General features: G+C 60.8%; 21 protein-coding genes and 2 pseudogenes. 11 read left to right on the forward strand and 12 right to left on the reverse strand.

Annotation, left to right across the window (positions count from 1 at the left end; all coding sequences use genetic code 11):
- The 4 genes and pseudogenes from B0G57_RS00005 to B0G57_RS00020 all read right to left on the reverse strand — a co-directional run.
- Positions 1 to 146, reverse strand: a pseudogene (locus tag B0G57_RS00005) (IS66-like element accessory protein TnpA); the annotation flags it as partial.
- A 59-nt stretch (positions 147 to 205) separates the two neighbouring features.
- Positions 206 to 670: a MaoC family dehydratase gene (locus B0G57_RS00010; RefSeq protein ID WP_018438492.1), complete on the reverse strand. Its 465-nt coding sequence runs from the start codon at positions 668 to 670 to the stop codon at positions 206 to 208.
- Positions 671 to 927: 257 nt separating this feature from the next.
- Positions 928 to 1,119, reverse strand: a pseudogene (locus tag B0G57_RS31505) (TolC family protein); the annotation flags it as partial.
- 275 nt (positions 1,120 to 1,394) lie between these two features.
- A complete protein-coding gene (locus B0G57_RS00020; protein WP_018438495.1) occupies positions 1,395 to 1,919 on the reverse strand; it encodes a MarR family winged helix-turn-helix transcriptional regulator in 525 nt (174 codons plus the stop codon).
- Between the two features lie 428 nt (positions 1,920 to 2,347).
- Here B0G57_RS00020 and B0G57_RS30720 point away from each other — a divergent pair, with 428 nt between their 5' ends.
- From B0G57_RS30720 to cofH, 6 genes are all read left to right on the forward strand, one after another.
- Positions 2,348 to 2,641, forward strand: coding sequence for a hypothetical protein (locus B0G57_RS30720; protein WP_146013332.1), 294 nt, complete (start codon positions 2,348 to 2,350; stop codon positions 2,639 to 2,641).
- 258 nt (positions 2,642 to 2,899) lie between these two features.
- The gene (gene npdG / locus B0G57_RS00030; protein WP_026229268.1) at positions 2,900 to 3,568 is read left to right on the forward strand and encodes an NADPH-dependent F420 reductase; all 669 of its coding nucleotides are present in this window, start codon (positions 2,900 to 2,902) and stop codon (positions 3,566 to 3,568) included.
- 54 nt (positions 3,569 to 3,622) lie between these two features.
- Entirely contained in the window at positions 3,623 to 4,393 is a 771-nt protein-coding gene (gene cofE, locus B0G57_RS00035; protein WP_035468023.1) for a coenzyme F420-0:L-glutamate ligase, read from the forward strand.
- Positions 4,390 to 5,343 carry a 2-phospho-L-lactate transferase gene (gene cofD, locus B0G57_RS00040; RefSeq protein WP_018438499.1) on the forward strand — a complete coding sequence of 318 codons (954 nt, stop codon included), beginning with the start codon at positions 4,390 to 4,392 and terminating at the stop codon, positions 5,341 to 5,343. Before cofE ends, cofD begins: the two co-directional genes overlap by 4 nt.
- Positions 5,327 to 6,040: a 2-phospho-L-lactate guanylyltransferase gene (gene cofC, locus B0G57_RS00045; RefSeq protein ID WP_018438500.1), complete on the forward strand. Its 714-nt coding sequence runs from the start codon at positions 5,327 to 5,329 to the stop codon at positions 6,038 to 6,040. The genes cofD and cofC overlap by 17 nt, the downstream gene beginning before the upstream one ends.
- Positions 6,037 to 8,460 carry a 5-amino-6-(D-ribitylamino)uracil--L-tyrosine 4-hydroxyphenyl transferase CofH gene (gene cofH, locus B0G57_RS00050; RefSeq protein ID WP_018438501.1) on the forward strand — a complete coding sequence of 808 codons (2,424 nt, stop codon included), beginning with the start codon at positions 6,037 to 6,039 and terminating at the stop codon, positions 8,458 to 8,460. The genes cofC and cofH overlap by 4 nt, the downstream gene beginning before the upstream one ends.
- Before the next feature lie 364 nt (positions 8,461 to 8,824).
- On the opposite strand, the gene B0G57_RS00055 is transcribed toward cofH, so the two are convergent.
- From B0G57_RS00055 to B0G57_RS00070, 4 genes are all read right to left on the reverse strand, one after another.
- Positions 8,825 to 10,051, reverse strand: a complete 1,227-nt coding sequence (locus B0G57_RS00055; RefSeq protein ID WP_020565950.1) for an acetyl-CoA C-acyltransferase family protein — start codon at positions 10,049 to 10,051, stop codon at positions 8,825 to 8,827.
- Positions 10,052 to 10,127: 76 nt separating this feature from the next.
- The gene (locus B0G57_RS00060; RefSeq protein ID WP_018438503.1) at positions 10,128 to 10,916 is read right to left on the reverse strand and encodes an SDR family oxidoreductase; all 789 of its coding nucleotides are present in this window, start codon (positions 10,914 to 10,916) and stop codon (positions 10,128 to 10,130) included.
- A 131-nt stretch (positions 10,917 to 11,047) separates the two neighbouring features.
- Positions 11,048 to 11,470, reverse strand: a complete 423-nt coding sequence (locus B0G57_RS00065; protein WP_018438504.1) for an SRPBCC family protein — start codon at positions 11,468 to 11,470, stop codon at positions 11,048 to 11,050.
- Between the two features lie 80 nt (positions 11,471 to 11,550).
- Positions 11,551 to 12,345 carry an SDR family oxidoreductase gene (locus tag B0G57_RS00070; protein ID WP_018438505.1) on the reverse strand — a complete coding sequence of 265 codons (795 nt, stop codon included), beginning with the start codon at positions 12,343 to 12,345 and terminating at the stop codon, positions 11,551 to 11,553.
- Positions 12,346 to 12,779: 434 nt separating this feature from the next.
- Between B0G57_RS00070 and B0G57_RS00075 the strand changes: the two genes are divergently transcribed.
- Entirely contained in the window at positions 12,780 to 14,318 is a 1,539-nt protein-coding gene (locus B0G57_RS00075; RefSeq protein WP_018438507.1) for an AMP-binding protein, read from the forward strand.
- Here B0G57_RS00075 and B0G57_RS00080 read toward each other — a convergent pair.
- Complete coding sequence (locus B0G57_RS00080) at positions 14,297 to 14,962, reverse strand: TetR/AcrR family transcriptional regulator (RefSeq protein WP_158256592.1); 666 nt, start codon at positions 14,960 to 14,962, stop codon at positions 14,297 to 14,299. The two genes, B0G57_RS00075 and B0G57_RS00080, sit on opposite strands and share 22 nt — an antisense overlap.
- Positions 14,963 to 15,207: 245 nt before the next feature.
- Between B0G57_RS00080 and B0G57_RS00085 the strand changes: the two genes are divergently transcribed.
- The 4 genes from B0G57_RS00085 (at position 15,208) to B0G57_RS00100 (ending at position 19,827) form a co-directional block, all read left to right on the forward strand.
- Positions 15,208 to 15,528 (forward strand): 2Fe-2S iron-sulfur cluster-binding protein, encoded by a 321-nt coding sequence (locus tag B0G57_RS00085; RefSeq protein ID WP_018438509.1) that lies wholly within the window; start codon positions 15,208 to 15,210, stop codon positions 15,526 to 15,528.
- 1 nt (position 15,529) lies between these two features.
- Entirely contained in the window at positions 15,530 to 16,768 is a 1,239-nt protein-coding gene (locus B0G57_RS00090; protein ID WP_018438510.1) for an NAD(P)/FAD-dependent oxidoreductase, read from the forward strand.
- A 166-nt stretch (positions 16,769 to 16,934) separates the two neighbouring features.
- Positions 16,935 to 18,350, forward strand: coding sequence for an FAD-dependent oxidoreductase (locus B0G57_RS00095; RefSeq protein ID WP_026229269.1), 1,416 nt, complete (start codon positions 16,935 to 16,937; stop codon positions 18,348 to 18,350).
- A gap of 235 nt (positions 18,351 to 18,585) precedes the next feature.
- Positions 18,586 to 19,827, forward strand: a complete 1,242-nt coding sequence (locus tag B0G57_RS00100) for a cytochrome P450 (RefSeq protein WP_018438512.1) — start codon at positions 18,586 to 18,588, stop codon at positions 19,825 to 19,827.
- Positions 19,828 to 19,829: 2 nt separating this feature from the next.
- On the opposite strand, the gene B0G57_RS00105 is transcribed toward B0G57_RS00100, so the two are convergent.
- The 3 genes from B0G57_RS00105 to B0G57_RS00115 are packed head-to-tail and all read right to left on the reverse strand — an operon-like array spanning position 19,830 to position 23,341.
- Positions 19,830 to 21,503 (reverse strand): electron transfer flavoprotein-ubiquinone oxidoreductase, encoded by a 1,674-nt coding sequence (locus B0G57_RS00105; protein ID WP_026229270.1) that lies wholly within the window; start codon positions 21,501 to 21,503, stop codon positions 19,830 to 19,832.
- Positions 21,504 to 21,563: 60 nt separating this feature from the next.
- Positions 21,564 to 23,018 (reverse strand): NAD(P)(+) transhydrogenase (Re/Si-specific) subunit beta, encoded by a 1,455-nt coding sequence (locus tag B0G57_RS00110; RefSeq protein WP_018438514.1) that lies wholly within the window; start codon positions 23,016 to 23,018, stop codon positions 21,564 to 21,566.
- The gene (locus tag B0G57_RS00115; RefSeq protein ID WP_018438515.1) at positions 23,015 to 23,341 is read right to left on the reverse strand and encodes an NAD(P) transhydrogenase subunit alpha; all 327 of its coding nucleotides are present in this window, start codon (positions 23,339 to 23,341) and stop codon (positions 23,015 to 23,017) included. The genes B0G57_RS00110 and B0G57_RS00115 overlap by 4 nt, the downstream gene beginning before the upstream one ends.
- Positions 23,342 to 23,348 lie beyond the last annotated feature (7 nt).

A 23,348-nucleotide genomic window follows, 5' to 3' on the forward strand; every position in this document is an offset into this window, starting at 1 on the left:
TTCAACGCCAGTCCGGCAATTGACGCGCCCGGCTGCAGGCAGGCGTCAATCAGCTTGCGCTTACCCTCAGCGTCAAACTTGCGCTTGCCTGCCGCGGTGACGCCGCTCACCCGCAGCGGAAGGAAATCAACTTCGTTCTCAGTCATAGGTTGCGTCCGCAAGTTGTAGTTGCGGACGCAAGCCTGCGCTCGTTCAGCTTCCGATTCTAGGTGCGCTTAAATTCGCGCTTACAGTACATCAACGCTGACCGCTTGCAGGTGGCCACGATCTCTTCCCGCTGATTGAAAGCCATGTGCCGAAAGACGACGATTCCATTGTCCGGACGCGACTTGCTTTTGCGCAAATCAAGCACTTCGGTCTCGACGCGAACGGTATCGCCCTCGAAGAGAGGCTTTGGGAAGCGGACTTCGTCCCACCCGAGGTTTGCAACCGTGGTACCTAACGTCGTGTCACTGACGGAAATGCCGACCATAAGCCCCAGAGTGAAGATGCTATTCATCAACGGGCGGCCGAACTCCGTTGTACTCGCGTATTCCCTATCCAAGTGAATTGCCGCTGGATTATGAGTCATTGCGCTGAACATGACGTTGTCCGTCTCTGTGACAGTCCTCCGCACGTCGTGCCTGAACACTTGCCCAACCTCAAACTCGTCAAACCATAGTCCGGCCATGTCTAAGGCCCCTCCGCAATGTTCGCCGCACGCTGTAGCAGTGGCCGGGAACGGCTCGAGCACCGATCATCGGCATAACAGTTCGCTTGCATACTATATCAATGCCATACCAACTGCAAGGCATTGTTTGGCATGTCGGACGTACTTGCCCCCAGTCGCATCGCGAACGCGTCTTGATCGAGCAGGGTAGTATTTTCGGCGACGCGCGTTGTACGCGGTCCTTACTGGGTTGCTACGGTCATGGATTCATTCGGTTGTCAGCCGCCACCGAGCGCCTTGAACGCAGCGACCGCCGCGCGAGCCGATTCCGCTTGTGCCTGGACCCGCCCATCGGACGTGCACAACAAGCTTTCCTCCGCCTGCGAGACTTCGATTAGGCTGACAGCACCTTTTTGATAGGCCGCGAATGAAGCCGCTCGAGCGCGGCCGAGCGAGTCCATGCCCTCGGCGCTTTATGCCGGCCAGCCCCGTTGATTGGAACTGCTTGAGAAAAACGTTCGAACCTGGCTAAAAGTGTCCTTGAGGAGCGAACTGGGAACGCCGACATGAATAACAACGACGCCGGCCCGAAGGCCACGTCGATTGCGGAAATCTCCGCGTTAACCCTCAAGCTTTTCTTTGCTCAGCGCGCGCGGCGAGCTTTCTGGACTCACTTCGACGTGGCCTTGCGAGGCACCGATGTTCACGCGTCCCAACTTGTAATGAGATCTGAAATGGCCGAGCGTCACTCATTGTCGCGGACGATAGCTTGCAGATTTCGTTTAACGCGGGTTAGCAAGTTCGTCAGATTTTCGCGGTCTTCAGCGCTCAGCCCTTCGAGGATACGCTCGTTCATCTGATCGCTGCGTACCTGCATTTCCTTAATCAGTTTCGCGCCCGCAGGCGACAAATAGATTCGCTTGGCGCGCCGATCAGCGTCATCCGCGCCACGGCGGACCAGGCCAGAAGCCTCGAGCCGGTCAATCAGTCCCCCAAGAGCGGCCTTCCCCAACTCGAGCAACTTAGCCAGGTCACTTTGGATCATGCCGTCGTGGCGAGCGAGATAGATCAGCACCCACCACTGGGAGCGCGTGATATTCAGCGGCTTCATATAGCCGTCGTAGGCGGTGCGGCGCAATCGTGAGACATCGTGCATCAAAAAACCGAGCCTCTGATCCCAGCCGCCTTCTTCCCGATTTTGCTGCACGCTATTGTTTGCCGGCGCGCTCGTCTTCTTCTTGCGGGCCGGCAACTCTGCCTTTTGGTTCATCCGTCATCCTTGAATGTTCGCTTACCCCGTTCCGGGCCGAAGTTCGAGCCCTTCTCGGAAACCATGACATACGTGTTTACCATATGTTAGCAGGCATTTCCGACGTCCCGCCACAACGCTCTCCCTCGGCGCGCTCCGTCTCAGACGTCGCTCACATGGCCGATTGGCGGTCGCACGCTGCAAAAGCCCGGGCCACGCCCCCCTCGTACGCAGCCAATCAATCACCCGCAAAGCTCCTCCACCATCAGGGACGTCAAGCGAATATCGCCTTGACGTTATGGTTCTCCGACAGTATTGTATGTGTACATACGGTATGCACATGTCCATAACTTCAGGTGCATATCGCAAGTGCCTCGGCACCCTCGACTGTAGTAGGTAGTACGCTTAATAGTCGAAGGCGGCGCTTATAAATTATATCGATGGAGACGATGCAGATGACACTTCGACATGGCGACGCCCCGCTGTATGGTGTCCTCGCTGCTTTGGGCATCTTGGGTGCAGGCGTCCGATGGTACCTGGCAGACAATCCTTCGAACGGTCTAATGGAATTCGTCATCTCCGTGAGCGCGGCGTTGTTCGTCTGTTTCGGAGTCACCGCACTCGGAGGATTCGTGAGCCTCGCCATCGGCAAAAAAATCGGCGAACAGCAGGACTTCTTTGCCTTCCTCGGAAGCATTGTGGGCGCCATTATGTTTTTTGTGTGGGTAGTCGCATCCGGTTGATCCGCTACAGCGCAGCTTGCATCGGAGAGACACTGTCGTTTCGCATATGCGACCCACTTCCCAAGAGACCGATTCGATCGTTGTCCACGGAGAGGCCGTGCCAACGTCATGTCGACGGCTACGCAGACCTTTATGTCTGACGATGTCCTGCTTCGGCCCCTCGCGTAATGGAAAACGAACGGCGCTGAACACCGCTCGTCAGAAACGCGAGCCAGCAGATGACGGCGTCAACCCTCGCACGATGTCAGGAGTTGAAGCATGGAAACCAAACCTTCTTTAGCCGTCATTGGTGGCACCGGTGACCTCGGATCAGGGCTTGCGCTTCGATGGATCGAAGCAGGATACCCAGTGATCATCGGTTCACGCGATCGTGAAAAGGCGGCAGCGGCTTGCAACCGCCTGCGCAGCGTTCTCGCCGAGCGAGGGGTAGCTCACGCGCACTTGACGGACATGGACAATGTTGCGGCAGCCGACGCTGCCGATATCGTCGTGCTGACTGTCCCGTTCAGCCATCAGCAGGGTACGTTAGCGGCTGTCAAAGAACATATCAACGGCAAAATCCTGGTCGACGTTACAGTACCGCTCGTGCCGCCCAAGGTCGGCACCGTCCAGTTGCCAGCGTCCGGCTCCGCCGGCCAGGCCGCGCAGGCCTTTCTTGGCGATGCCGTGCGCGTGGTATCGGCATTTCAGAACGTTGCGGCCGATCACCTGCAGTCGGGGCACGATCTCAACTGCGATGTGCTCGTCTGCGGCAACGACCCTGAGGCCCGGGCGGCGGTCGTGAAACTTGTCGAAGCATGCGGCATGCGCGGCTTCCAGGCCGGCCCGATCAACAATGCCGCGGCGGCGGAAGCCCTCACATCGGTGCTGATCACGATCAATCGCCAGTTCAAATGCCATGCGGGGATCCGTATTACGGGTGTTTAGCAGGCACGTCCCACGACCGTTATCTGCCGGAAACCGTACCAAAGCGAGTCAACCGTGCCAACCCAATTGACGCTAACCGCGCTGCCGGAAATTCCGGCGATTGAGCCAGGAGACGATCTCGCACAGATCGTATTAGACGGCTACGCGCGAGCCAGGCTTGAACCGAGCACTGGCGACGTCGTAATCGTCGCGCAAAAGGTGGTGTCCAAAGCGGAGGGCCGCTACGCACGGCTGTCGGAAATCACGCCGTCTGCCGCGGCCCTCGAACTCGCCACCACTACCCAGAAGGATCCACGAGTGGTGGAGCTGATCTTGAAGGAATCGCGTGAGGTGGTGCGCCAACGGCCGGGCGTGATCATCGTCGAGCATCGGCTTGGTTACGTACACGCGAACGCAGGCATTGACCGCTCTAACATCACGTCCGATGACAATGAAGATCCGCGCGTGCTGCTGTTGCCGGTAGATCCCGATATGTCGGCTCAAGCTCTGCGCGATACGCTGCGCGTACGCTGCAACGTCGATATTGCCGTGATCATCAACGACTCAGCCGGACGAGCTTGGCGCAACGGCGTCGTGGGCTTCGCGATCGGTTGTGCGGGCATCGAGCCGGTGCGCGACATGGTGGGCCAACCCGACCTGTTTGGGCGCAAACTTGAACGCACGCAAATTGCCATCGTCGATGAATTAGCTGCCGCCGGCTCCCTCTTGATGGGGCAGGCCGACGAAGGCACGCCGGTCGTACTCGCACGTGGGGTTCGCTTCCGCTGCAGCAGCGCTGACGGCAGGGCGTTGATTCGCCCGAAGAGTGAGGACTTGTTCCGATGAAGAAAATCAGCACGATTGCGTTCTCCGGCGGCGTCGGAGGCGCAAAACTCGCGCTCGGCCTTGCACGCGCTCTACCGCCCGACGAACTGCTTATAGTCGCTAACACAGCCGACGACTTCGACCACCTCGGTCTACATATTTGCCCGGACCTCGATACCATCACCTATACCCTTTGCGGCAGGGCAAATCGATCACAGGGCTGGGGCGTAGAGGGCGAGACATGGAGCTGCCTGGACGCACTGTCCGAGCTTGGTGGCCCGGACTGGTTCCGTCTCGGCGACCGCGACATCGCAACGCATCTATATCGCACTCAGCGGCTGCGCGAAGGGGCACGCTTGAGCGAGGTCACAGCCGAGATGTGCGCCGCCTTCGGCATTGCGCAGCGCTTGTTGCCCATGTCTGACGACTCTGTGAGCACCATCGTCCATACAGCGGAAGGCGAACTGCCTTTTCAAGACTACTTCGTACGCCGTCGCTGCGAACCTCGCGTCACGGGTTTCCACTTCGCTGGAGCGGACAGCGCCGCCATGCATCCCGAGCTGCGTGCCGGACTTGACTCTCCCCATCTTCGCGCGGTGATCTTCTGCCCGTCGAATCCCTTCGTTAGTATTGCCCCCATGCTAGCCATTCCCGGCATTGAGGAAGCGCTGCGGTCCATCCACACACCTATCGTCGCGGTGTCACCCATTATCGGCGGCAAGGCCGTCAAGGGCCCCGCCGCAAAGATGATGAGCGAGCTGGGACTACCGATCTCCTCGCTTGCCGTAGCAAAGCACTACCGCGATCTGGTCACCGCCTTCATCGTCGACGAGACGGACAGTGATGAGGTCGCGTGCATACGCGAGCTGGGCCTCGCCTGCGAGGCCATGCCGACATTGATGAACAACGACGACGACAAACTGCGTCTCGCACGGTCCGTGATCGCATATTGCCATGAGCTCTCGCGCTGACGTGATTTGGGCCGTCGTGCCCGTCAAAGACTTTGCCATGGCGAAGAGTCGGCTGGCGGCCACCCTGAGTTCCGCCGCCCGCGCCGAACTCGCTCGCGCCATGTCCGAAGACGTGATCTCCGCCCTGCAAAGCGCGAAGGTTGCTGAGCACGTTTGCGTGCTGTCGGATTCGCCTGCGGTTCAGCAACTGGCAGCCCGCAACGGCGCGGTCTGGCTTGACGAAAGGACCGTCGCTGGGGCACCGGGATTGAATGCCGCGATCGCCGGCGCCGCGCGAGTCGCGGCCGCAAGAGGCGCGACCGCGCTGCTGGTCGTGCATGCCGACCTGCCGCTGCTGACTGCAAGTGCCCTCACACATGTGCTCGATACCTGGAGCAATCTCAGCGGCAAGGGGCGCGTCGTGCTTGCCCGTTCGCGCGATGGCGGTACCAATATTTGTCTAGCTGAGCGGCCAGACGCATTCACTTACCACTACGGGACAAATAGTCATGCTCTGCACGTCGACGAATGCGTTCGGCAGCATCGCGTCGTCGCCAACGTTGAGATGCCTGCTACCGCGCTCGACGTAGACACCGTAGACGATCTCGAGATACTCAGGGCCGCTGCACGAACGAACGCGTGCAGTTCACACACTGCCGCATTTCTCGCCAAAATCGCCACCCCGGTATTCGGGAATGAAATCGAGGCCGCACCATGACCGATATTCAATCTGTGATTCGCGCCGCCGCGAGCGGGGCTCTGCCGTCCGCAAGGGAGGCGCTCATGCTCGCCGCCTGCGATGACATGCCACTGCTGTTGGCCGCGGCGACGGAAATTCGCGACCGTGGCGCGCGTAATGTTGTCACCTATTCCCGTAAGGTGTTCTTGCCGGTCACGCGGCTTTGCAGGGACGTCTGCCACTACTGCACCTTTTCACGGCAGTCTCCATCCGTCCATACAGCATACCTGACGCTCGACGAGATGCTCGAGACAGCCCGTGCAGGCGCCCGCATGGGATGCAAGGAAGCGCTGTTCACGCTTGGAGAAAAACCGGAACTGCGTTATCCCGCTGCACGGGAAGCATTAGATAAGCTGGGCTTCGAAACGACCATTGACTACGTGGTGCACGTTGCCGCAGCGGTGTTCAGGGAGACCGGACTGCTCCCGCATGTCAACGCCGGCTGCCTCTCCGATGAGGAGATCACCAAGCTACGCCGCGTGGCGCCCTCCATGGGCATCATGCTGGAATCCGCGTCCGACCGCCTCTGCCAGCGTGGGATGCCCCATTTTGGTAGTCCCGATAAAATCCCGGCGGCGCGACTAGCCACGCTCGAGGCTGCAGGACGGCAAAACGTGCCCATGACTTCCGGGATTCTCATAGGTATCGGAGAAACCCGGCGCGAGCGCGTCGAAGCCCTGCTAGCGTTACGCGAGATACACGCTCGCTACGGCAATCTACAGGAAGTCATCGTCCAAAATTTCCGAGCGAAACCAGGCACTCCGATGGCCGGTACCAGCGAGCCAAGCCTCGATGAATTGTGCTGGACGATCGCAGTCGCCCGGATCATTTTCGGCTCGGACATGGGGATCCAAGCGCCTCCCAATCTTTCCCCAGGCGTGCTGCGCACACTGTTGGAAGCCGGCATCAACGACTGGGGCGGCGTGTCGCCTTTGACTGCGGATTTCGTCAATCCCGAAGCCCCTTGGCCTCATCTCGAAGAGCTGACCCGGGAAACACTGGCGAGCGGCAAGTACCTGCAAGAGCGGTTGACTATCTACCCTCGATTCGCCGCTGACATTGCCCGTTGGGTCGACGAAGGACTGCGTACCGCCGTGCTCCGCAAGATCGACACCGAGGGTTTTGCGCGTATTGACGATTGGGTGGCGGGAGGCCAGGTGCCCCCGCCGGCCGCCGACCTCTCTTACTTGCGCGAAGCCGATCGTGCACTGGTCAGCCCGGATCTGGACGAGATCGTCCGGCGCGCAGCCAATGGAGGCGCGCTAGGCGAGCAAGATGTGATCCGACTGTTCCAGGCACGGGGCGAGGACTTTGCACACGTCTGCCACGCGGCAGATCAATTGCGGCGAGCCCACTGCGGCGATACGGTGAGCTACGTGGTCACGCGCAACATCAACTACACCAATATCTGTTACTTCCACTGTCAATTCTGTGCGTTCTCCAAAGGCCAACGCGCCCACCGCGGCGCCGGATATGACCTCGATCAAGCCGAGATCGGCAATCGCGTTCGCGAAGCATGGGAACGAGGCGCGACGGAGGTTTGTCTGCAAGGCGGCATTCATCCGTCGTATACGGGGGAAAGCTACCTCTCGATTCTTAAGACCGTCAAAGCGGCCGCGCCCGACATTCACGTTCACGCTTTCTCGCCACTCGAGATCTGGCAAGGTGCTCAAACGCTCGGCCTGCCGCTCAAAGAATATTTGTCGCGCTTGAAGCATACCGGCCTCGGCACGCTCCCGGGGACGGCCGCAGAGATCCTTGACGACGAAGTGCGGGCTACGCTTTGTCCCGACAAACTGAAGACGGATCAATGGTTGGAAGTGATGTCCGTTGCTCATAGTCTGGGCCTGAAGAGCACAGCCACGATCATGTTCGGCCACATCGAGCGGCTGGAACACTGGGCCCGCCATCTTCTCCGGCTGCGGAACCTCGCGGCCGACACCGGGGGCATCACCGAATTCGTCCCGCTTGCGTTTGTCCACATGGAATCGCCGATCTATCGCAAAGGCAGATCGCGCAAGGGCCCGACGTTTCGCGAAGCGTTGCTCATGCATGCCGTATCGCGACTCGTGCTCCATCCGCACGTTGGGAACATTCAGACATCGTGGGTCAAGATGGGGCCGCTCGGTGCACAGGCCGCACTCCGGGCGGGTGTGAACGATATGGGCGGCACGCTAATGAATGAGTCGATCACGCGCAGCGCTGGTGCCGTTCACGGCCAGGAAATGACGCCTTCAGCACTGTCGGCGCTCATCACGTCAGAAGGTCGGCTGCCTCGACAGCGGACCACCGCCTATGGTACGGCTCCGGAAGAGCGGATTGCGGCCAGCGCAGCCCACGTCGGTCCGAGCGATTCAATCAGCATCAAGGTAATCCCGGTTTCCGCCTCCGAGGGATAAACGCTTACCGCAAGCAAAGCGGCAAACCGTCACCCTGCACGGTTCGGATCGTCCCATATTGCATACGAAGGACAGGACGCAAAGATTGTGAAACTCCGGAAAAGCCAGGAGGAGACTGCAATGAAGCGACGCACTCGAGCAATTCTGATGATTGTGGCGGCAGGTATTGTAAGCGCCGTCTGTTTCGCGGTCTTCTCTCGGCCCGCCCTAACCGAGGAACCATGCATCTATTATCAAGGCAAGTGCATCGATATACGTGTTCTGATGACCCCATCGCCTCGTCATCTGTTACCGTGAGCAAGGGCTGGTCAGCACTCAGCGCGACGTCGTCGCGCGTAGTTCGGATTCCGTCTCCTCTTGAGCCCTATACACGTTCGAAGATAGCCGCGATTCCCTGCCCTCCACCGACGCACATCGTGACTAGCGCGTATCGGCCGCCAGTGCGATGCAGCTCGTGGATCGCCTTGGTGGCAAGGAAAGCCCCAGAGCAGCCGATGGGGTGACCCAACGCGATGGCACCCCCATTCGGATTTGTCTTTTCCATGTCGAGTTCCAGCGCGCGTGCCACCGCGATAGCCTGCGCGGCAAAAGCTTCATTGCTCTCGATCACGTCCATCTGATGGAGCTCAAGTCCGCTCTTTTTCAGCGCCAGCCGCGTAGCGGGAATCGGGCCTTCGCCCATAACGTCGTTGGGCACCCCAGCCACAGCGTAAGACACCAGCCTGGCGATCGGCTTGTGGCCGGCCGCAGCCGCCGCAGCCGAATCAGCAATGACGAGAAAGGCCGCTCCGTCGTTGATGCCCGAGGCGTTGCCCGCGGTAACCGACCCGTCCTTTTTGAACGCCGGCTTCATCGCGGCAAGGATATCCAGCGACGTGTTCGGTTTCACGTGCTCGTCGGTGTCGAAAATCGTTTCCCCCTTTTTCGTTCTCTTAACGATGGGAATGATCTGCGATTTAAACCGCCCTTCCGCGATTGCCCGTGCCGCACGACGATGCGACTCAACGGCCAGCATGTCCTGCTGTTCACGCGTTATGCTCCATTTGGCCGCCAGGTTCTCGGCCGTGATACCCATATGACCCACGCCGAACGGATCGGTCAACGTGGCGACCATCGTGTCGACTAGTTTCGTGTCCCCCATGCGCGCGCCCGAGCGCATCGCGGTGGATAAATAGCCGCCGCGACTCATCACCTCGACGCCGCCGCCGATGCCGAAGTCACAGTCACCGAGCAACACGCTGTGGGCACTCGTCACAACTGCCTGGAGGCCGGAGGAGCAAAGCCGATTAACTGACATCGCAACGGAATCCATCGGGAGTCCCGCGTTGATGGCCGCCACGCGGGCCACGTAGGCGAATCGGCTGTCGGTGGGAATCGTATTGCCTACCGTCACGTAGTTGACCGCAAGCGGGTCGACACCGGAGCGCGCGACGGCTTCCTTCATTACGATGCCGGCAAGCTCGGGAGGCTCCATGTCGGCGAGAGATCCGCCGAAACTTCCGATTGCCGACCGGACCGCCGAAAGGACCACTACGTCACGCTTGCTCACGGTTACTCTCCTCGTCCATTGAATAACGGAAAATCCGCCCATGCGGTCGCCACCGCATCCCGGCCTCGCTGGCTAATGCTAGCCCAGCAGTGAAGTCGTCTTTGACGCGACGAGCGCGTCAGAACACAGAATTCGTCACACCGCCATCGATAACCAGGCTTTGCCCGGTGATGTAATTGCTTTGCTCAGCGCAAAACATCGCCGCGATGCAACCAAAGTCGTCCGCCGAACCAAACCTGCCCGCAGGAATCGGTATCGATCGCACTGCCTCGGCTATCTCCCAATCCACGTCCGTGCCGTTTTCGGCTGCCTTAGCACCGTAGATAGCTCGAATCCCGTCTGTATCGTGCATCGCAGGAAGCAGCGTGTTTATGGTGACGTTGTACTGAGCAACCTGTCGAGCCACCGCAACAGAGTAATTAGTCAATGCGGACCGCGGTGCGCCCGACAAGATTCGCCAAGGGTGGGGGAACTTGGCCGCTGCTGTAGCAATGTTCAAGATGCGCCCCCACCTGCGTTCAGCCATGCCGTCTACCACACATCGCATGAACTCGACCGGAGAAATGATTGTGAGCTCGAAATTGCGACGCCAGTCATGTTCTGAGATCGAGCGAAAATCCTCGATGTAGGGCGGTGGCGAGCAGGTGCCAACGAGGATATCCGGCTCCGGGCAGCGAGCTAGAATTCGCGCTCGGCCTTCCGTCGTCGCGTGATCTGCGACTACAGCTACAACCTTCGCGCCGGTGGAGCGACGGATCGCTTCGCAGGCATCGTTCAACCTTGCTTCGTTACGAGCCGAGATGAAAAGATCGACGCCTTCGCGAGCCAGCGCATAGGCTGTTCCTAGACCAAGTCCGGCGCTCCCACCGTTGATAATCGCTTTCCGCCCTCGAATACCGAGATCCATTTCGTTCCTTTACACGCGACAAAAAATCGATCGCTGAACGTTCTACCGTTGGACTTGCGCCGATACGGGGCTACGGGATGAGCGCCCGCTCACACGTTGGGCGATAGCCGCATCGCATCACGTCGTTGAATCTAGCCGAGCAAGCCAAGCGCTGCCTTCAGATGACCAATGCGGGTGGGATAGTAGGCCTTGAGCGCCATGTTGACATCCGCGGCATGTTCACTACGAGCATCCAAGCCGGCCACCCAGTCGACGCGAGTAGATTCGGCGCTAAGCGGTGTCAGCGTAATGCAACCCTTTACGCCAATGTTCGCCACCCGACTGCATTCGACGACCGTGTACTTGATGACGCGCTCGAGACCGTCCAGTCGCTCAAGCCGCTCGGTCGCCCACCAGTCACGGAAGTGCACCGTCCGCAAGGCGCCCACACCGTGGCCGACGGTCTCGCACCGAATGGCTTCCGGGTGCCACCGCTTGAGCCCGCTAAAGTCGGCGACGATCATCCACACTCGCTCGACAGGCGCCTTGATGAAATCAGTGACGACAATGGTCATTGTGTGCCCCCGGCCATCGCGAGACGCGAGCAGGCCATCAGGCCTGCCCCTGAGCCTGTCGACGCGTCGCTGAACGACGGTTATTCTCGCGGAAGGTCGGGATGCACCGCGATCATGCCCCCGTCGACGACCAACTCGGCGCCCGTGACGAACGGCGCTTCGTCCGACGCAAAAAAGACTGCAGCCGCGGCAACCTCCTCGGGCCGCCCCATGCGCCCCACGGGGGCCATCGCGTTCAGCGCCTTCATGATCGGGGCCATATCCGTCCCCGCGGGCACGGCATGCGAAAAAATAGCCGTGTCGATGGGCCCAGGATGGATGGAATTACACCGAATGTTTGTCTTCGCCTGAGCACACCAAACAGCGACCGACTTCGTGAGATTCCGCACCGCTGCCTTAGTCGCGCTGTACGCGATGTCATGACTCAACGCGACGTATGACACGGTAGACGCCGTGTTGATGATAGAGCCGCAAGACCCCCCCGGATTCCGGCGCATCAACTTCACGGCGTGGTGGCAACCGAGCAACACCCCAGTCTGATTGATGGAAATTAGACGATTCCATACAGCGAGATCGATTCGATCCACGGTGTTCTCGCCGCCTACAACTCCCGCGTTGTTGAATAGAACGTCAAGGCGCCCAAAGCGTTTCTCCACCTGAGCAGCCAGGCTTATCCAGTCCTCATTGCTCGCAACGTCGAGACGCGCGAAGGTCGCCCCCGTTTCCTTGGCCACTTCGCCGCCAAGATCTTCCTGAATATCGGCCACAAACACTTCCGCACCTTCGGCTCGAAATCGTTTTACTGTGGCAGCGCCCATCCCCGACGCACCGCCCGTGACAATCGCGACCTTTCCAGCCAGACGTCCCATGCTCATCAGTGCCCTCACTTACCGTTCGTTCAGAAAAAGGGCGGCGCAGATTCGAGTGAATAGAGGTTCGCACCTCGCCCAAAAGTCAGCACCATCCCATTCGATCCGCCGGCGCCTTAAAAAACATCGGTAGGGCGATGGCGATACTGGTATCGTACCATACCATATGGTAGATTCCTAGCGCTTCACCGCGATCCATCACAAACATGTGACATCGTCCGCCTCTTGCAGGCAATTCTGCTTCGCAGACCACCACGAGGGAGGCGTGCGATCGAGCAGCTACAAGGCGATCGGCTGCGTGAGGCGGAAGTCGCATCCGGCAATACCTGGCCGACCTGAATCAGCACGTGCGCTGACCTCGCACGGGGGACGGTGTGCATCGCGATCGCCTAGGATCGGCCTGACGTGGCGCAGCCTCCTCTCCATTACAATTTACCGCCATGATCTATGATCTACGCCATTGGGCACAGCGCCACCCCGAGCAAATTGCCGTTCAGATCGGCGATACCGTGCTCACCTATGCCGAGCTGGAATCTCAGGCAAATCAGTTGGCGCGGCTTTTCGACGCCCTAGGGCTGAAGCGTGGCGACCATGTCGCGGCCAGCCTGACCAACTCGCCGTTCACGCTGGTCATGGCTTGGGCCGCCTGGCGCAGCGGTCTGTATTACACGCCGATTGCCACCACGCTCGCGCTGCCCGATGCGGCCGCCATCATCACAAATTGCAGAGCCCGTCTGGTGGTTGCCGACCGATCGGTGCAAACCCATGTGGCGAAACTGCCTGCGCACTGCGCTGCGGTGGCGCACTGGTTCTGGCACGGTGATGCGGTGCCGGGCTTCCGATCGCTGAGCGAGGACATGGCAGACCAAAGCGAGTTGCCGCGAGTCGGTGAAGCACCTGGCGCCTTGATGCTCTACACGTCAGGCACCACGGGGGCGCCAAAGGGCGTCTGGCGTCCTCTACCGCCGGCCGATCAACGGGCAACCCCGACCTTTGCGGCCGACCTGATTCCGCTCTTCGGCTTCGACCACGGCGTGCGTTATCTGTCCACGGCGCCGCTTTATCACGCAGCCCCATTACGGGCGGCACTGGCGGTTACCGCTGCGGGCGGCTGCGTAATCGGTATGCGCAAGTTCGATGCGGCCGAGGCGCTCCAGCTGCTCGCGACGCAGCACATCACGCACTCGCAATGGGTGCCTGCTATGTTCCAGCGCTTGTTGCAACTGCCTGAATCAGCACGCCGGGACTTCCGGTCGCCCTTGCACCGCGTGGCGCTGCATGCGGCCGCGCCGTGTCCACCGCAAGTGAAACGCGCGATGATCGACTGGTGGGGGCCGATCCTGGTCGAATACTATTCGGGCTCGGAAGGCGTGGGCCTTACGATGATCAGCACGCAGGAGTGGCTGACCCATCCAAGCTCGGTCGGGCGCACCGTCAAGGGCGTGCCGCACGTGTTGGACGAAGAATTCCGCGAGCTGGCACCAGGTTGCACGGGACGCATCTACTTCTCTGGCGTGACACCGTTCGAATACTTCGGAGATCCGAACAAGACGGCGGATCGAACGAGCCCGCAGGGCTACCAGACGCTTGGCGACATCGGCTACCTCGACGCGGAAGGCTATCTATACCTGACCGACCGCATGGACGACGTGATCATCTCCGGCGGCGTGAATATCTATCCACAGGAGATCGAAGCCGCACTGCTGGAAATGGTGGGCGTGGCAGACGTGGGCGTAATCGGCACCGAGGACGAGAAGTTCGGCGAACGTCCTGTCGCGTTCGTTGTCGCCGTGGCCGGATGCGACGAGCACGCGCTTCGACGCGATCTGCCGGCGTGGTGCGAGGCGCGGCTGGGCCGCATCAAGGCTCCGGCCCGCTTCGAATTCGTGCATCAGTTGCCCCGTTCGCCAACGGGCAAGCTGATTCGACGCGAGTTGCGCGAACGGCTGTATCAGCATCAGCCACCAGGCGCGAACTGAGCCGGGGCGCCTTGGGGTGCCGGTTCGGTAGTCTGTACAGCTTTGGGTGCGTAGGCACGCAAGAACGTGTCGATGGCGCGGCTGGACATGCGCCGGACATCGACGTCGGCAATCGGGCCGTCGGTCGCACATAGCAGCAGCGGGTCGATCACCTCCGCCTCGAGGAGCAGGCGCAGCTGCGTGGCGGCAATGTGCGCGTCGGCTCGGTGCAACCGCCCGTGTGCCATCCACCTCGAAACGAAGGACGCGAGTTCCTGCTGAAAAGTCTGGAATCTTTCGTAGAACATCCGGCCAACACCGCCGCGCTGCGCCTCGCTGATCATCAGGCGCCGAACCGAGACGACCTCTGAAGTGCACGCTAGGCGGAGAAAGGATTCGCCGAACTCCCGCAACTGCGCGTCCAGATCGTTGCTTTCGGCGCGCAGGCCTTCGAGCATGCGGGCCATCGAGTACTCGGGTACGGAGAACATGCAATCGACGAAAAGCTTCTCCTTTGATCCGAAGTGCGCATAGATCGTCCCCTTGGACCCACCGACGACGGCCACTATCGCAGACATCGAGGTCCTCTCGAAGCCGTTTGTACGGAATAACTGGTACGCCGCCTCCAGGATCGCTTGTCGTTTCTTCAAGTTTCTGACCGCCACTGTTCCCATCTCCTTTTCACCATCGCGCCGAGAGCTCGGCTTGCTATGCGCCACCTTGACAATCGGCCCGCTCGATATGTACGATACCATATCGTACTGTACGGTACGATTTTCAATTAAATGCGCTCACAGTTGCGCGGGCTAGGAGACACGATGCCAATGACGCCATTAGTCAGCCAAGTTCTACCCGCCCGCCCAAAGCGGTTCGGCGTCTGTCCAGACGCTCAACCGGTGAGGCGCGCCTGATGGCCCGCCTCGTCGTGATCCGGCGCGATGGCGCCGAGTCGGTCATCGAGGCGGGTGATGGCCGTTCAGTCATGGAACTGATTCGCGATCATGGCATCGACGAAATGCTCGCGATGTGCGGTGGCTGTTGCTCGTGTGCAACCTGCCATGTGCACATCGTCGATCTAGCGTTTGCAGACCGGCTGCCGCCTATGAGCGGCGAAGAGAGCGATCTGCTCGACAGTGCCCGATCGCGCGACGCGACATCGCGCCTGTCGTGTCAGATTCCGTTCACCGAGGCGCTGGATGGCTTACGCGTGACTATCGCCGAGGAGGCGTGACATGGACCGTTCGTATGACGCGCTGATCGTGGGGGCGGGCCATGCCGGTGCCCACACGGCACTGGCGCTGCGCCAGCAGGGTTTCGACGGCAGCATCGCCCTGCTCGGTGACGAGCCCGAACTGCCCTATGAGCGACCCCCGCTTTCGAAGGAATTCCTCAGCGGAGAAAAGCCATTCGACCGGCTGCTGATCCGTCCGGCATCGTTCTGGGTTGAACGCAATGTGCAGGTATTGAGCGGCCATCGTGTCGTCGTCGTCGACCCTGCCGCACACACTGTGCGGACGGCGGGCGGCGAGACCTTCGGTTACGGTCGGCTGGTATGGGCCTGCGGTGGACGGCCACGCCCTCTGAACTGCCCGGGCGCGGAGGCCAAGGGTGTCCATGGTCTGCGCACGCGTGCCGATGCGGACGAAATCCAGCGCGCAATGACCGGCGTTCAGCATGTCGTCATCGTCGGTGGCGGTTACATCGGCCTGGAAGTAGCCGCGGCGCTGGTGGCGAAAGGCAAGTCGGTCTCCGTGCTAGAGGCCCGCGAAAGGGTGCTGGCACGCGTGGCCGGTGAAGCGCTGTCACGGTTCTATGAGGCTGAACACCGCGCGCGAGGCGTCGTCGTTAAGCTCGGCGCGATGGTCGATGCTATCGAGACATGCGACGGCCGGGCCACCGGTGTCAGGCTCGCCGATGGCAGCGTGTTACCTGCGGAGATGGTAGTAGTGGGCATCGGCATCGACCCTGCCGTCGAGCCCCTGATCGCGGCTGGCGCCGCGGGGTCCAACGGCGTCACGGTCGACGCGTTCTCGCGCAGCAGTCTGCTCGACGTCCTGGCCGTTGGTGACTGCGCGCTCCACCCGAACTCGTTCGCCGACGGCGCTCACGTTCGTCTCGAATCGGTTCAGAACGCGGTGGACATGGCCACCACAGCGGCGCGCACGATCGTCGGCGATCCACGTCCATACCACGCGGTGCCGTGGTTCTGGTCGAACCAATTCGACTTGAAGTTGCAGACCGTGGGGTTGTCGACGGACTACGACCAGACCGTGGTCCGCGGCGACATGTCGACACGGAGCTTCTCGGTTGTCTACCTGCGGCGCGGGCGAGTGATCGCGCTCGACTGCGTCAATGCCGCTCGCGACTTCGTGCAAGGGCGCGCGTTGGTCGCCAATGGCGCAAAGATCGAGCCGGCCCTGCTGGCGGACGCTTCCCTGCCCCTCAAGCAAGCGCCCGCTACACCGGTGTGAACAGATGCTCGCGGCTTTCCACTACTCCTTTTTTCCGAGCCCGTAAAACCGCTCATCCGGAGCCACGATGAACCAACACCCCGACTGAGGTAGAACTCAAGCCCCGCCCGCAGATCCCTTTTGAATTGAGCTGCACTTCACAAATACCTAAACGAGGTAACCGACTGTGGCAATTGACTTTGACGTGATTGTGATCGGTGGTGGAGGTGCCGGATTGTCCGCGGCGTGCCATGCGGCAAGGAATGGTGCGTCCGTGATGATCCTGGAAGCCGACAAGATGCTGGGAGGCGCCACCGCGCTTGCGGGCGGCGTTGTTTATGCGGCGGGTACCCGTGTCCAACGGGATGCCGGCATTGTCGACTCACCGGAGGCGATGTTCCAGTACATGATGTCCCTTAATCAATGGTCAATACGGCCCGCGCTTGCAAAAATCATGTGCGAGGGTGGCGCTTCCATCATCGACTGGTTGATTGAACTTGGCAATGAGTTCCCGCCAAGCGCCATTGTGGAATCCGGTGTGGGCGGGTGCCCGCGTGGACATCAAAGCATTGGCGCAGGAATTGGCATCGTACAGTCGCTCGCCAACGATGCGGGCGCGAACGGCGTGGAAGTGGCGCTGGGGTCGCGAGTTTCTGAACTGATCGTCGAGGGGGGGCGCGTGTGCGGGGTTCGCGCTGCAGGAACGGAATTGCGTGCGAAGGCAGTCATCGTCACCACGGGCGGATTTGGAAACAGCTTGGAGATGATCAAACGGCTTTGGCCGACCGCCGCGGCCCACGGCAGCCGTGTGTACTCCTTCTATGAAAAGGTGCCGTTCAATATGGGCGACGGTATCAAGCTCGGCGAGAGCGCGGGCGCCAATGTTACCGGAATTGACAACGGCTTACTCGTATGTAGCCCGAATTTCGTCAAAGATACTGAAGCGTTTCTTCCCGACTGGGCGATGGTCGTCAATCGCGACGGTCGCCGTTTCATTGCGGAGGATGCTTCCTATGCGGTCTCGGGCTACCTGGTGAACGAACAGCCTGAAATGCGATGTTTCGCGATTTTCGACGAGCCGGCACTTGCCGAGGCCTGCGCCGACGAGAATGTGGTGAAACACTACATCAATGATCCCGGATCGGAAAGCTGGCGCGTCAATGTCATCCGCAGGCACGTGGAAACCGGCAGAGTGAAAGTGGCCGACTCGATCGAAGAACTCGCGCACCGCGCAGATATCTCCGCTGAGGCTCTACGCGCTTCGCTAGATCGCTACAACGAATACGCTAAAACGGGCGATGATCCCGAGTTTTTCAAGAAGACGAAAAAGATGTACTCGTTCCGGACCCCGCCGTTCTATGCACTGGAGATTCGGGCTTCGACCATCGTCTCATGCCACGCCGGACTGGATATCGACAATTTCGGCAGGGTGCTGGACGCGAATGGTCGATCGGTTCCTGGCCTCTACGCGGGCGGCGAAGTGCTTGGATGCACCATGGGACGCCGCTACGTCGGTGGGGGGATTGGTATCGCCAATGCATTAATTTTCGGCAGACTGGCTGGCCTGACTGCAGCGGCAGACGTTCACTCCGCCGCAAACTAAGACCGCACGGTGCGGGCCGCGGCGGGCGAAGCGCTCGCCTACGGCCAGCTGATCTGAGCTGCCGGTGGACGAGCGCGCACGCTGACATGCAACGGAGTTGAAGTCATCGGCGTCCATAACGACGCGCTCTTGACATTTTTGTAACGGCCGAATTGAAGGCCGACCAGACGAGGCCCGCGCCATGCGACGAGGCCCGCTTGACCCATCGCCCGGAGCTCGGGTGCAAGGAGAGATAATGAGCATCGAAGCCAGTAACCCGCCGATCAGCTTCGCCGACCGCGAAGTCTATGCTTGCCCGTTTGCGGCCTATGACCGTCTGCGCGAAGAGCAGCCGGTGTACCGCGATCCGAAGTCCGGCCACTATATCCTCACGCGGTACGACGACGTGCGCAAAGCGATGCTGAATGTCGCTGCGCTGAGCAACAACACGGGGGTGATGGGCGATCGTTGGGCATTGGAAGCCAACCGTCTGTTCGAGACGGAAGGCTGGCTGCCCATGAACACGCTGGTGTCGAACGACCCGCCAGGCCATCGCACCTATCGCACACTCGTCGATAAGGTCTTCACGACGCAGAAGGTAGCGAGCCTGGAGCCCCGAATTCAGGAGCTCATTGACGAGCTGATCGACGGCTTCGCAGGCCAGCCCGAGATTGACTTCCTCGACGCGTTCGCAGTGCCGCTACCCATGTACGTGATTGCCGAGCAGTTGGGCGTGGCACGCGAAGACCGGGAGCGATTCAAGCGGTGGTCGGACGTCGCCATGCAAAGCCTTGACCCGCTGCTCACGCCAGAACAACAGGTCGATCTCGCGCGCGAGTTGATTGAAATGCAGCAATACATGGCACGCCAAATCGAACGTGTGCGCGCGACGCCCGACGACAAGCTCCTGAGCCGTCTGGCAAACCTCGACACCGATGGGCGTCGGCTCGACATGCGCGAGTTGCAGAGCTTGATCTTGCAGATCTTGGTCGCGGGCAACGAGACGACCACGACGACCCTCGCGCTTGGCATGAAGACGCTGATCGAGCGCCCGGAACTCGTCGATGAAATCCACCTAAACCCCGATCGGGCGCGTGCGTTCGTCGAAGAGACGTTGCGTGTGACCGCACCGCTGCAGACACTGTTTCGGCGAGCGCTTATCGATGTCGAGATCGGGGGTGTGACCATTCCTGCCGGCTCGATGGTCGAGGTACGGTTCGGCGCAGCGAACCGCGACCCACGCCAATTCGGCTGTCCGGCGGACGTCAACCTGGATCGCCCGAACAGTGCGAGTCATCTGAGCTTTGGTGCAGGCATCCACCTATGCGTCGGCAATCAGCTTGCGCGCGGCGAACTGCGCCTCGCGTTTCAAACCCTGACCCGACGGCTGACCGATTTGCGCATGTCGCGTGGCGCCGACAGCCTGCACTGGATAGATAATTACGCCGCCTACGGACCCGATCGGATGTGGATGGCGTTCACTGTTCGGCCCCACTGAGATCATAGATTGGGATAATTCGGCCCGCCGCCGCCTTCGGGTGGAACCCACACGATGTTCTGCGTCGGGTCTTTAATGTCGCAGGTCTTGCAATGCACGCAGTTCTGAGCGTTGATCACCAGCCGGTCGCTGCCGTCGTCGTTCTTTACGAATTCATACACGCCCGCCGGGCAAAACCGGCTTTCTGGCCCCGCGTATATTCGCAGGTTTACATTTACGGGCACACTCGCGTCCCTGAGCGTCAGGTGCGACGGTTGGTTCTCCCCGTGGTTCGTGTTAGAGATAAACACCGAGGATAGGCGGTCGAATGTCAGCTTGCCATCGGGCTTCGGGTAAGCGATCGGCTCGCACTGCGAAGCCGGCTTCAGCATCTCGTGATCCGCATGCTTGTGATGTAGCGTCCACGGCACGTTACCGCGCATCACCTTCTGCTCGAGCCCGACCATAAGCGTGCCAAGATACAGTCCCTTCGCCATCCACTGCTTGAAGTTGCGCGCGCGATACAGCTCCCGATACAGCCAGGACTGCATGAATTCGTCGGGGTACGCGCTCAGTTCGTCCGCCCGGCGGCCGGTGCGAACCGCGTCGAACGCGGCTTCGGCAGCCAGCATCCCCGTCTTGATCGCCGCATGACTGCCCTTGATGCGCGATGCGTTTAGAAAGCCCGCTTCGTCGCCAAGCAACGCACCGCCAGGGAATACGAGCTTGGGCAACGACAAGAGGCCGCCGGCCGTGATCGCTCGCGCGCCGTACGACACACGCTTGCCGCCTTCGAGGAACGCACGGATCGACGGGTGCGTCTTGTAGCGCTGAAACTCTTCGAACGGCGACAGGTACGGATTCGTGTAGCCGAGACCGACCACAAAGCCGACCACCACTTGGTTGCTGTCCATGTGATACAGGAACGAGCCGCCATACGTATCCGACTTGAGCGGCCAGCCGGCCGTGTGGACCACAAGGCCCGGCTTGTGCTTCGCGGGATCGACTTCCCACAATTCCTTGATGCCGATCCCGTATGCCTGCGGATCGGCGTTCGCGTCGAGTTTGAACTTCGAGATCAACTGACGGCCGAGATGGCCGCGGCAGCCTTCGGCGAAGAGCGTGTACTTCGCGTGTAGTTCCATGCCGAGCTGGAAGTTTTCGAGCGGCTCACCGTCCTTGGACACACCCATATTGGCAGTCGCAACGCCCTTTACGGAGCCGTCGTCGTTGTAGAGAATTTCGGCGGCCGGGAAGCCGGGGAAAATCTCGACGCCGAGCGCCTCGGCCTGTTGCCCAAGCCAGCGCGTGACATTGCCCAGCGAGATTACGTAGTTGCCATGATTCTTGAAGTTGCCGGGCAGCGCCCAGTTTGGCGTCGCGACCGCGCCCTTCTCGGACAGGAACAGGAAGCGGTCCTCCGTCACTTCGACGGTGAGCGGCGCGCCCCGTTCCTTCCAGTCGGGGAACAGCTCGGTGAGCGCGCGCGGGTCCATTACGGCCCCCGACAGAATGTGGGCGCCAATCTCGGATCCCTTTTCCAGCACGCACACGCCGATCTCGGTTCCACTATCAGCGGCCAACTGCTTGAACCGGATCGCGGCCGAAAGACCGGCTGGGCCGCCGCCGACGATCACGATGTCGTATTCCATTGAATCGCGTGGGCCGTATTGATCGACAAGCGTGTCGCTAGGCATTATGCCTTCCTCACTCCGTAGTTAGCGTGTTACTGCGCGGACTCGATATGGGTCGTATGGTCAAGCTACCGCCTTGACCATTTCCTCGATGGTCTTTTTGGCGTCGCCGAAAACCATCATCGTCTTGTCCATATAGAAGAGATCATTGTCGAGGCCCGCATAGCCCGCCGCCATCGAACGCTTATTGACGATCACCGTGCGGGCCTTGTACGCCTCGATGATCGGCATGCCCGCGATCGGCGATTTCGGATCGTTCTTCGCGGCCGGGTTCACGACGTCGTTCGCCCCGAGCACCAGCACCACGTCCACTTGGCCGAATTCGCCGTTGATGTCCTCCATCTCGAGCACAATCTCGTACGGCACTTCAGCTTCCGCGAGCAACACGTTCATGTGCCCCGGCATTCGCCCCGCGACCGGGTGGATCGCATAGCGCACGTCAATGCCTTTCTCGATCAGCTTGTCCGTCAATTCCTTCAGGGCGTGCTGCGCGCGGGCGACGGCAAGACCATAGCCCGGCACGATGACGACCGATTCCGCGTTGCCGAGCATGAACGCCGCGTCGTCCGCCGAGCCCGATTTCACCGGGCGTTGCTCCTGCGCAGCGCCCGCTCCGCCAGCGGCCGCGTCGCCACCGAAGCCGCCGAGGATCACGTTGAAGAATGACCGGTTCATAGCGTGGCACATGATGTACGAGAGGATCGCACCCGACGAGCCGACGAGCGACCCGGCGATGATCAGCATCGCGTTGTTCAGCGAGAAGCCGATGCCAGCCGCGGCCCACCCTGAGTATGAGTTCAGCATGGACACGACCACCGGCATGTCCGCCCCGCCGATCGGGATGATGATCAGTACGCCGAGCACGAATGCGATCGCCGTCATGATGACGAACGGCAGCCACGACTGCGTGATGAAGAACAGGATGCCGAAGCCGAGCATCGCGAGCGCGAGCATCAGATTGATCAGGTGCTGGCCCGCATAGACGACCGGCGCGCCCTGGAACAGCCTGAACTTGTACTTACCCGATAGCTTGCCGAACGCAATCACAGACCCGGAGAACGTGATCGCGCCGACGAAGGTGCCGATGAACAGCTCGACGCGGTTGCCGTACGGGATGAAGCTCGACGACACCGCGTCCTGCGGCACGAGGCCGAACGCTTCCGGCTGCGACACCACCGCGTACGCGATGCATACGGCCGCGAGACCGATCAGCGAATGCATCGCCGCGACGAGCTCGGGCATCTTCGTCATCTCGACGCGCGCGGCGACGAACGCACCGACGCCGCCGCCGACAATCAGCGCGCCGAGCACGAGCGCGATGCCGAGCGGCAGGTTCGCGCCGAGCCACGCGGCCTGCTTGACGATCAGCGCGATCGTCGTGAGGATCGCGATGGCCATCCCGACCATCCCGAACAGGTTGCCGCGCCGTGCGCTCTTCGGGTTCGACAGGCCCTTCAGCGCCTGGATGAAGCACACCGATGCGACGAGGTACAGCAGCGTGACGACGTTCATGCTCATCGCGCGCCCTCCTTGCCGCCCTCGACACGCTTGGGCTCCTTCTTCCGGAACATCTCGAGCATTCGCCTCGTCACGAGAAAGCCGCCGAACACGTTGACGGCCGCGAGCGCGACCGCGAGCGTGCCGAAGGCCTTGCCGGCCGCACCGACGGTGAGCGCCGCCGCGAGCATTGCGCCGACGATCACGATTGCGGAGATCGCGTTCGTCACGGCCATCAGTGGCGTATGCAGCGCAGGCGTGACGTTCCACACCACGTGGTAGCCGACATACACCGCCAGGACGAAGATGATCAAGTTGATCACCGTGTGATTGATGACTTCCATGGTCTCC

Origin of the sequence: Trinickia symbiotica (genome assembly GCF_002934455.1) — a bacterium.
GTDB classification, from domain to species: Bacteria; Pseudomonadota; Gammaproteobacteria; order Burkholderiales; family Burkholderiaceae; genus Trinickia; species Trinickia symbiotica.

What these genes read in the sequence shown, in the direction of transcription:
- B0G57_RS00010 (WP_018438492.1), bottom strand. Translation starts at nt 670, where the DNA reads ATGGCCGGACTATGGTTTGACGAGTTTGAGGTTGGGCAAGTGTTCAGG.
- B0G57_RS00020 (WP_018438495.1), bottom strand. Translation starts at nt 1,919, where the DNA reads ATGAACCAAAAGGCAGAGTTGCCGGCCCGCAAGAAGAAGACGAGCGCG.
- B0G57_RS30720 (WP_146013332.1), top strand. Translation starts at nt 2,348, where the DNA reads ATGCAGATGACACTTCGACATGGCGACGCCCCGCTGTATGGTGTCCTC.
- npdG (WP_026229268.1), top strand. Translation starts at nt 2,900, where the DNA reads ATGGAAACCAAACCTTCTTTAGCCGTCATTGGTGGCACCGGTGACCTC.
- cofD (WP_018438499.1), top strand. Translation starts at nt 4,390, where the DNA reads ATGAAGAAAATCAGCACGATTGCGTTCTCCGGCGGCGTCGGAGGCGCA.
- cofC (WP_018438500.1), top strand. Translation starts at nt 5,327, where the DNA reads ATGAGCTCTCGCGCTGACGTGATTTGGGCCGTCGTGCCCGTCAAAGAC.
- cofH (WP_018438501.1), top strand. Translation starts at nt 6,037, where the DNA reads ATGACCGATATTCAATCTGTGATTCGCGCCGCCGCGAGCGGGGCTCTG.
- B0G57_RS00055 (WP_020565950.1), bottom strand. Translation starts at nt 10,051, where the DNA reads ATGGGCGGATTTTCCGTTATTCAATGGACGAGGAGAGTAACCGTGAGC.
- B0G57_RS00060 (WP_018438503.1), bottom strand. Translation starts at nt 10,916, where the DNA reads ATGGATCTCGGTATTCGAGGGCGGAAAGCGATTATCAACGGTGGGAGC.
- B0G57_RS00065 (WP_018438504.1), bottom strand. Translation starts at nt 11,470, where the DNA reads ATGACCATTGTCGTCACTGATTTCATCAAGGCGCCTGTCGAGCGAGTG.
- B0G57_RS00070 (WP_018438505.1), bottom strand. Translation starts at nt 12,345, where the DNA reads ATGAGCATGGGACGTCTGGCTGGAAAGGTCGCGATTGTCACGGGCGGT.
- B0G57_RS00075 (WP_018438507.1), top strand. Translation starts at nt 12,780, where the DNA reads ATGATCTATGATCTACGCCATTGGGCACAGCGCCACCCCGAGCAAATT.
- B0G57_RS00085 (WP_018438509.1), top strand. Translation starts at nt 15,208, where the DNA reads ATGGCCCGCCTCGTCGTGATCCGGCGCGATGGCGCCGAGTCGGTCATC.
- B0G57_RS00090 (WP_018438510.1), top strand. Translation starts at nt 15,530, where the DNA reads ATGGACCGTTCGTATGACGCGCTGATCGTGGGGGCGGGCCATGCCGGT.
- B0G57_RS00100 (WP_018438512.1), top strand. Translation starts at nt 18,586, where the DNA reads ATGAGCATCGAAGCCAGTAACCCGCCGATCAGCTTCGCCGACCGCGAA.
- B0G57_RS00105 (WP_026229270.1), bottom strand. Translation starts at nt 21,503, where the DNA reads ATGCCTAGCGACACGCTTGTCGATCAATACGGCCCACGCGATTCAATG.
- B0G57_RS00110 (WP_018438514.1), bottom strand. Translation starts at nt 23,018, where the DNA reads ATGAGCATGAACGTCGTCACGCTGCTGTACCTCGTCGCATCGGTGTGC.
- B0G57_RS00115 (WP_018438515.1), bottom strand. Translation starts at nt 23,341, where the DNA reads ATGGAAGTCATCAATCACACGGTGATCAACTTGATCATCTTCGTCCTG.